Origin of the sequence: Streptomyces melanogenes, assembly GCF_014649795.1 — a bacterium.
GTDB classification, from domain to species: domain Bacteria; phylum Actinomycetota; class Actinomycetes; order Streptomycetales; family Streptomycetaceae; genus Streptomyces; species Streptomyces noboritoensis.
In genome coordinates this window covers 1-7158 of record NZ_BMTS01000064.1, presented here as the reverse complement: position 1 = coordinate 7158, position 7158 = coordinate 1, and the positions used below count along the sequence as shown (strand labels likewise).

Here is a 7158-nt window from a genome sequence, read left to right as displayed (position 1 = left end):
CTCAAGTCCTGGCGACTCCTCCGCAAACTACGCTGCTCGACCACCCGGATTACCAGCCTCGTCCAGGCCATCCTCACCCTTCATCTGACCTGTTCAGGGTGAAGTTGGAAAGGGCTCACTGATTCTCGACAGCAACGACCTCGACCAGCTCGGCATGCGCTGGTGACAGAGGCGGCCGGGACAGGCAGGTGCCATCCGTGTACGCCCGGATGGCCGGGTGGCACCCCGGCCAGCGGGTGATCTGGGCGCCGTGGCAAACGTACGCCTGTAGAGCGGGGCCATGCACCAGCGGCTGTGGCGCCAGAGCACGGTGACCGGCCAGCGGGGGCAGGCGGCGCGCCGCCGCCCATGCGCCCGCGCCGTACCGCGGAGCACCTCTCAGCGGGGCCCGGCGGAGGAGGACGGGGAAGGTGGGATCAGCTCGGCGCGGCCTCGTGCGGCGGGCCGCCGCCGAGGAGGGCGGCGCCGAGCGGGGTGAGGGCATGGCGGACTCCGGGGCCGTCCCGGCGTGTCGTCAGGAGGCCCGCCGCGCGCAGGACCGAGGCGTGATGGCTCGCCGTCGCCGCCGACGTGCCGACGCGGCGGGCCAGTTCGGCCGTCCCCGCCGGATTCTGCGCCGCCCGCAACGTACGGGCGCGGGTCGCGCCGAGCAGCGCGGTCAGCCCCTCGCCCCTCGCGGCCGTGCCGGACTCCACCACGGCCGCGCTGTCCCCGAGCGAGCGCGCCAGCGGATACCGCAGGACGAAAGGGCGGTCCGGATCGGCGTTGTCGATCAGGCCCAGGGGGCGGGCGCAGAAGAAGGTGGGAACCAGCAGGACCCCCTGACCGCGCAACCGCAGGTCCAGGTCGACGTCACAGGGCAGGGACAGGGTCTTCGACGACCAGCCGATCTCCGGGTGCAGGCTGCCCAGCAGGCCCTCGACACCGGTGTCCATCGTCGTCACCGCCCGCTCGCTGCGCTCGGCCTGGGCGGCCGCCAGGAGCTGGCCCCAGTAAGGGGCGATGGCCATCGCGTGGTACGCGTGCAGCTGGCGCCGCACCAGGTCCGACCAGGTCCGGTCACCGTGGTGCAGGGCGTGCATCCATGCCGGGGCGCGGGGCCGCAGCAGCCGGGTGGCCCGCCAGTCCGCCGTCCACTGGCGCCTCGGCAGGGACCAGGTGTGGTCCAGGCTGGCCGTCAGATCACTGGCCGCGGCGTGGGTGAACGCCTCCGGGAGGTACTGGCCCGATCCCGCCGGGGCGAGTTCCAGCAGGATCCGCATCTCGGGGCGCAGACCGCGCCGAGTACGTGCCCGCCAGCCCGACAGGGCCGCGTCCGCCGCCCGGCCCGAGCGTTCGGTCTGGAGCAGCGGAAGGCTCAGTACGGTCTCGGCGAGCGGGTCCGGTGCTGTCGCGACACGTACGCGCAGCAGGTCCTCGGCAGTGAAGTGCAGGCGTAACACCGTCGTTCCTCCAGACATGCGGCGGGGCGGCGGGCGTGCACGGCGGCCCCGGCCGGGGTGGCCGACCTGGGCGTGTGATCACGGTAGGCGGCCCCGGCGCGGAACACCCGGCTCCGTGGATCATCTGACCGGAACTCCCGCACCTGGCCATGAAATGTCTGGATTCGATGGGCATCGAAGGGCTTTGAGTCGCGGCCCGGCAGCCCGTAAGACTGCGGCCGAGAAGGGGAACGTCAGGACAGCACCGCGAGGTGGCTGGTCCTCCTCCGTCAACGTCCGTACCACTGCAAGGAGATCACCGCTATGAAGCTCCGCAGCTCGTTCGCCACCCGTGCCGGTGTCGCCGTGGGTGCCGCCCTCGCGACGACCGCCGTCTTCGCCGGATCCGCCCACGCGGGAGTGTCCGGCCAGTACTACCTCCACAACGCCGCCACCGGTAAGTGCCTCGACGTCCAGGGCGGCTCCTCGGCCGACTACACCGTGCTGCAGCAGTTCAGCTGCAACGCCAAGGCGCACCAGAGATTCATCCTCGAGTTCCAGCTCGACAACCCGACGACCTTCCTCAAGGCGTCCCACTCCAACAAGTGCATAGAGGCGTACAGCAACCAGCCCGGCACCCAGGTCGTCCAGCGGCCCTGCAACAACATCTCGCAGCAGCGCTGGGAGTTCGTCGAGTTGGGCGGCCCCTCGGCCCTGATCAAGAACGTGGCCAGCGGGCTGTGCCTGGACGACGGCGGCGCCCCCTCGGGCAGCCGCCGCGAGGTGCGCCAGTCGGTCTGCACGGGTGCCTCCACCCAGATCTGGAACCGCTGACGGCAGCGCACCACCCCCCAGGGCCCCCTTCGCCGCACCGGCGCGAGGGGGCCCTCCTCCTGCCTGGCCCCGACTCCCCCGCGGCACCGCTCACCGCGTTTTGGGAGGCCCGCGGCCGCGAGCCGGTCGACCATCAGAGCAATCCGCGTACTGCAGCACCGAGACCAACGCGAGACAGGCCGGCGACAGCCCTCGCCGCCCGTCGACCGGATACCAGTCCGTGAAGTCCTCGACCGTGAATAGCTCGTCCAGCCGGTCGCGCACCCACATCGCTACCGTGCCCCGCGGATTTGCTCGCCCGGGCCATCCGCGCTGTCAGCGAAGGAACCACCCGTCCGGAGCCTGACCCCATGGACATCGTGGTCACACCTCCAGCCGCTCGAAACACCCCGCCGAGCCCAGCGCAGCACGAAGCCCTGCCCAACGGAACCCCTCACCCCGGGACTTCACCACGACGCGCGAAGATCACCAACGGCATCCGGAATCGCGGCCTGAACCAAATCTTCGCCGGGCGCTCGGCGTTGGTCAGAACAGAAGATCGTCAACGCGGACCCAGGGGGATCGGGGTCCCGCCGTCGTCGCCGTTGGGGTGGGGCCTTGGGGATCGCAGACCGCGAAGGCATCTCGTTTCACCTGCAGGCCCGTGATGTCCTCGCCCCATGCTTCAAGGGTCTCGATCGCCCGTTCGCGGTACTGCCAGAGCTCACTCGCGGCCAGCGGGTCCCGCAGCAGCGGCACCAGCTTCTCTCGGTGATGCTTGAGGCGTGTGTCGTCGAGCAGCGGGATACAGGCAGCGACTGCCGCTTCGCGGACGTGTGGGTCTGGGTCCTCCAGGAAGGCCACGACTGCGGAGTAGAGCAGGGGCCGAATTTGACAGGTCTGGACGAATGGAGGGTACTCCTCCGGCGGGAAGCCGATACGGCGCCCGGTCACGGCAGTTTCGTCGCTGGCCGCGCCGAGCCAGCCCAGCAGTGCGGCGCGCAGAGAGCCGGGAAAGCCGTTGGGCTGTTCGTCGACCGGCAGGCAGGTGCGCGGGTCGCCGAGGATCGCGGCCACGTAGAGCGCGGCGGGGACCGTCGCCTCGTACAGGGTGTTCTGGTGGTGCACCACGCAGTGCAGGTGATCCAGTGCCTCCTACCTCACACGCTGGTCGTTGTCGAGGAGTTCGGCCAGCATCTGAGGCGTATCCCCGGCCGGCCCCATAGCGTGCTCCAAGCCCTCCCAGTCGGTATCTGCCAGCACCACGGCGGCATCAGGCAGTTCTGCGGGGACACCCCCGGCATCGTTGGTCATCTCCGGATTGCGGCAGGGCCGACCGAAGCCGAGAACAGGGCCTGTGGATCACCATGAGCTTCACAGAACTGCGGTCAGGACCAAAATCGTGACCGCCGACACATACCTGCGCACCGCCGTGCTCGCCGTCCCCAACACCCTGCTAGGCATCCGCGACAAGTCCATCGGGCTCGCCCAGTTCGCCGCCACCGGCCGCGAGCACGAGGTCGCCTTCCTGTGGCTGCGCCACATCGTCGAGGCCGACGAAGGTCTGGAGGTCGATGTCCGTGTGTCCAAGGTCGCCAGCCCAAGGGGGCGTTCTTCCTGTCCGTGTTCGCCGCACTGTCCGACTCCAGATCACGGGCCTACTACGACAAGAAAATCGCCCAGGGCAAGCACCACACCCAAGCCCTCCTCTGTCTCGCGCGACGACGGGCCGACGTCCTCTTCGCGATGCTCCGCGACAGCACCTTCACGAGTCGCAGCCAACGGCGGTCACATGACCTGTGAGCCACCCAGCGGCAGCACACGGTCGGCCTCGACGTCGAAGCCGAGAACCGGGTGGAGCGGATCAGACTCCGGGCTCAGCAACACCGGCTTGCCGAGCCGACGCCCGATTGCCCGCAGCAGACGGCACAACGCATCCACGCCGCGCTGCCCCTTGAGCCTGTTCCGCTTTGACGAACACCATCGGTGTGGTGGTCAGGCCGCGAGGGCGGTCTCGTAGTCAGCGGGGCTGCGGTAGCCGAGGCTGCTGTGCAGTCGGTGCAAGTTGTACCAGCCTTCGATGAAGTCGAAGATCGCGGTGCGGACGATGGCCCGGCTGGGCCAGGCGGTGGTGCCGAGCAATTCGCGTTTGATGGTGGCGAAGAAGGACTCGGCGAGGGCGTTGTCCCAGCATTGTCCGGTGCGGCCGACGGATAGGCGGATGCCCAACTCATCGGCGAGAGCGGCGAATTGCTGGCTGGTGTATTGGCAGCCGCGATCCGAGTGGAAGATCACCGGACGGACAGGACGACGCTGCCGAAAGGCCATCTTGAGAGCGTCGGCTACCAGGTCGGTCCGCAGATGATCGGCGGTTGCTGCGGCAGACTGGCCGACCACGCATACTGCGCGCCGTCGAGGAGCCTCACGCCCAGCCATAACAACCCCACACACCAGCACGGACAGCCGTAACAGCACCAGCAGCCGCGTACTACCTACCACTCACGGCAAGCGACCGCACCTGCCGCCAGCTGATCAGGCACAGCGAGGCTCCGCCCCGGCTGCCCGTCCGCCCGGGGTCAGCGCCCACGTCCATCCTGCACAACATCACGCAGAGGCGGGAAGCTTCACGCCGAGACGTAACGAAATCAACGACCAGCACGGCCAGCCATAACGGTCCCCGGGCACTTGTCCGGCTCCGGGGAACAACGCAACAGTCATTGGCGCTAAGGGCTGATCTTGCCGTCTAGCACAGTGGTCTATGGGTCTGCTGGGGTTCGGCGAATGCTCGGTGGTTCGGGGCGGAGCGGGGCTACAGTCCGGCCGTGCCGGTGGAATTTCTGACTGATGAGCAGGCCGAGGCGTACGGGAAGTTCGCCGAGAAGCCGACGCGGCCCGAGCTGGAGCAGTTCTTCTATCTCGATGACGTCGACCGTGCGCTGATCGGCAAGCGGCGCGGGGATCAGAACCGGCTCGGGTTCGCGCTCCAGATGTGCACCGTGCGCTACGTCGGGCTGTTCCTGGAGGACCCGCTTGCGGTGCCGTGGCCGGCCATCGAGCACCTCCGCCAGGAGCTGGGCATCGGAGACGTCTCGTGCATCAAGCAGTACACCGAGCGGCTGAAGACGGCGTACCAGCACGCGTGGGAGATCCGGGACGCCTACGGCTACCACCACTACGAAGACCCTGGGTGGGGCCGGTTGTTCCGGACGTTCTTGCACGGTCGGGCGTGGACGACCGCCGAGGGGCCGGTGGCGCTGTTCAATCAGTCGGTGCACTGGCTGCGCCGGAACCGGGTGCTGCTGCCGGGGTGAGCGTGCTGGCCCGGCAGGTCGCGGAAGTCCGCTCGGTCGCCGAGCAGCGGCTGTATGCGACGGTGGCGAACGCGGCCCGGCGGGCGGATGTCTCGCTGCCCGGGGACCTGGTCGCGCTGCTGGAGGTGCCGGAGGGCAGGCGGCTCTCGGAGCTGGAGCGGATGCGCCGGGCGCCGACGCGGACCACCGGCAACGCGATGAAGGGTGCTTTGGAGCGGGTGGATGAGATCGCGGCCTTCCGCCTGGGGAGGGTGAAGGTCGAGCAGATCCCGCCGAACCGGCTGGCCGCGCTGGCGAGGAACGGGCTGGGCTCGAAGGCCCCGAACCTGGCCCGGACCCCGGAGCCGAAGCGCACGGCGGTGGTCACTGCGGTGGTCCGGTCGCTGGAGGCGGCGGCGATCGACGATGCCTTGGACCTGTTCGCGCTCCTGATGCAGGTCAAGCTGATCAGTACGGCGAAGCGGGCCACCAACAACGACAGGCTGTCGACGCTGCCCAGGCTGGAGAAGGCATCTCGTCGCGGCGGTCGTGCTGGCCTTCACCCGCGCGTATCCACGCGATCTGTTCGACCTCGTGACGGGGCTGGGCCGCTGGGTGCTGCGCGTCGCGGCCTACGCGTCGCTCATGACCGACGAGTACCCGCCGTTCCGCCTCGACATGGGCGGCGCGGAGCGGGAACCGGACGCGGCGGAGGCACCGGCGCCCTAGGAGACCAACCGGGCCCCGCCGAGGGCCCCATCGGCCCCTCGCGCCCGAGCCCGCCAGGCAGCAGGCTGGTGGGGAGGGACCGGAGGCACCCATGACCACCACCCAGACCCACAGGTACACCGTCGCCGATGTGATGACCCGGACCGTCGTCACGGTCACGGCGGACGCGGAGTTCAAAGAGATCGTCGCCGCCATGCGCGAGTGGAAAGTGAGCGCTCTGCCCGTCATCGAGGGCGAAGGCAGAGTGGTCGGCGTGGTCTCGGAGGCGGACCTCCTCGTCAAGGAGGAGTTGCGCGGACACCGGTTCGGCCTGATCGAGCAGCTGCACCGGCAGGAAGACACCGCCAAGGCCGGCTCGACACGCGCCGCCGAGCTGATGACCTCGCCCGCCGTCACCATCGCCGCCGGGGCGACGCTGCCGCAGGCCGCGCGCCTCATGGCCGGCAAGCACGTCAAGCGACTGCCCGTCGTGAGTGCCACCGGAACACTGGAGGGCATCGTCAGCCGCGGTGACCTGCTCAAGGTGTTCCTGCGCTCCGACGACGACCTCGCGGCCCAGATCCGCCAGGAGGTCGTCGTCCCCCTCTTCCCTCTCTCGCACCGGAACGTTCAGGTCAGCGTCGCGCAAGGCGTCGTGACCCTCTCCGGCGCGGTGCGCGACAGCGGCCTCGTCCCGGTCGCCGCGCACCTGGCACAGGGCGTCGAAGGGGTGGTGGGCGTCACGTGCGAGCTCACCGCGCCGCCTTCGGCCCGGTAGCCCACACGACAAGGGCTGATCGGCCCCTCCCGGGCCGTGCACCTCTGCCGCACCCTGGCGTGGAGGCGCGGGACGGACAGAGGGAGACGACGATGGGCCGGAAATCGGACAGGTCCGGCGGCGCGGCGGCCGGTGCGCCGTCGGCGCT

The 7158-nt window shown here is 69.6% G+C and carries 7 protein-coding genes and 4 pseudogenes; 6 read left to right on the top strand and 5 right to left on the bottom strand.

Features of this window, described 5'->3' with window-relative positions:
* Window positions 1-102, top strand: a pseudogene (locus IE252_RS42640) (IS5/IS1182 family transposase); the annotation flags it as partial.
* 314 nt (window positions 103-416) lie between these two features.
* Here IE252_RS42640 and IE252_RS42635 read toward each other — a convergent pair.
* Window positions 417-1442, bottom strand: a complete 1026-nt coding sequence (locus IE252_RS42635) for an ArsR/SmtB family transcription factor (RefSeq protein WP_190094901.1) — start codon at window positions 1440-1442, stop codon at window positions 417-419.
* 303 nt (window positions 1443-1745) lie between these two features.
* Between IE252_RS42635 and IE252_RS42630 the strand changes: the two genes are divergently transcribed.
* Window positions 1746-2255, top strand: coding sequence for an RICIN domain-containing protein (locus IE252_RS42630; protein ID WP_190094900.1), 510 nt, complete (start codon window positions 1746-1748; stop codon window positions 2253-2255).
* 525 nt (window positions 2256-2780) lie between these two features.
* Here IE252_RS42630 and IE252_RS42625 read toward each other — a convergent pair.
* Window positions 2781-3365 (bottom strand): hypothetical protein, encoded by a 585-nt coding sequence (locus IE252_RS42625; RefSeq protein ID WP_190094899.1) that lies wholly within the window; start codon window positions 3363-3365, stop codon window positions 2781-2783.
* A gap of 24 nt (window positions 3366-3389) precedes the next feature.
* A complete protein-coding gene (locus IE252_RS42620) occupies window positions 3390-3548 on the bottom strand; it encodes a hypothetical protein (RefSeq protein ID WP_190094898.1) in 159 nt (52 codons plus the stop codon).
* A gap of 243 nt (window positions 3549-3791) precedes the next feature.
* Between IE252_RS42620 and IE252_RS43855 the strand changes: the two are divergent.
* Window positions 3792-4037 (top strand): annotated as a pseudogene (locus tag IE252_RS43855) (IS110 family transposase); the annotation flags it as partial.
* Here the strand turns inward: IE252_RS43855 and IE252_RS42615 are convergent.
* Window positions 4023-4175, bottom strand: coding sequence for a hypothetical protein (locus IE252_RS42615; RefSeq protein ID WP_190094897.1), 153 nt, complete (start codon window positions 4173-4175; stop codon window positions 4023-4025). The pseudogene IE252_RS43855 and the gene IE252_RS42615 overlap by 15 nt on opposite strands.
* Before the next feature lie 54 nt (window positions 4176-4229).
* A complete protein-coding gene (locus IE252_RS42610) occupies window positions 4230-4631 on the bottom strand; it encodes an integrase core domain-containing protein (RefSeq protein ID WP_190094896.1) in 402 nt (133 codons plus the stop codon).
* 425 nt (window positions 4632-5056) lie between these two features.
* Here IE252_RS42610 and IE252_RS44500 point away from each other — a divergent pair.
* The 3 genes and pseudogenes from IE252_RS44500 to IE252_RS42595 form a co-directional block, all read left to right on the top strand.
* Window positions 5057-6078: pseudogene (locus IE252_RS44500) on the top strand (DUF4158 domain-containing protein); the annotation flags it as partial.
* Window positions 6059-6253: pseudogene (locus IE252_RS42600) on the top strand (DUF4389 domain-containing protein); the annotation flags it as partial. The pseudogenes IE252_RS44500 and IE252_RS42600, both read left to right, overlap by 20 nt.
* Before the next feature lie 91 nt (window positions 6254-6344).
* The gene (locus tag IE252_RS42595; protein WP_190094895.1) at window positions 6345-7010 is read left to right on the top strand and encodes a CBS domain-containing protein; all 666 of its coding nucleotides are present in this window, start codon (window positions 6345-6347) and stop codon (window positions 7008-7010) included.
* The last annotated feature ends 148 nt before the right edge of the window (window positions 7011-7158 follow it).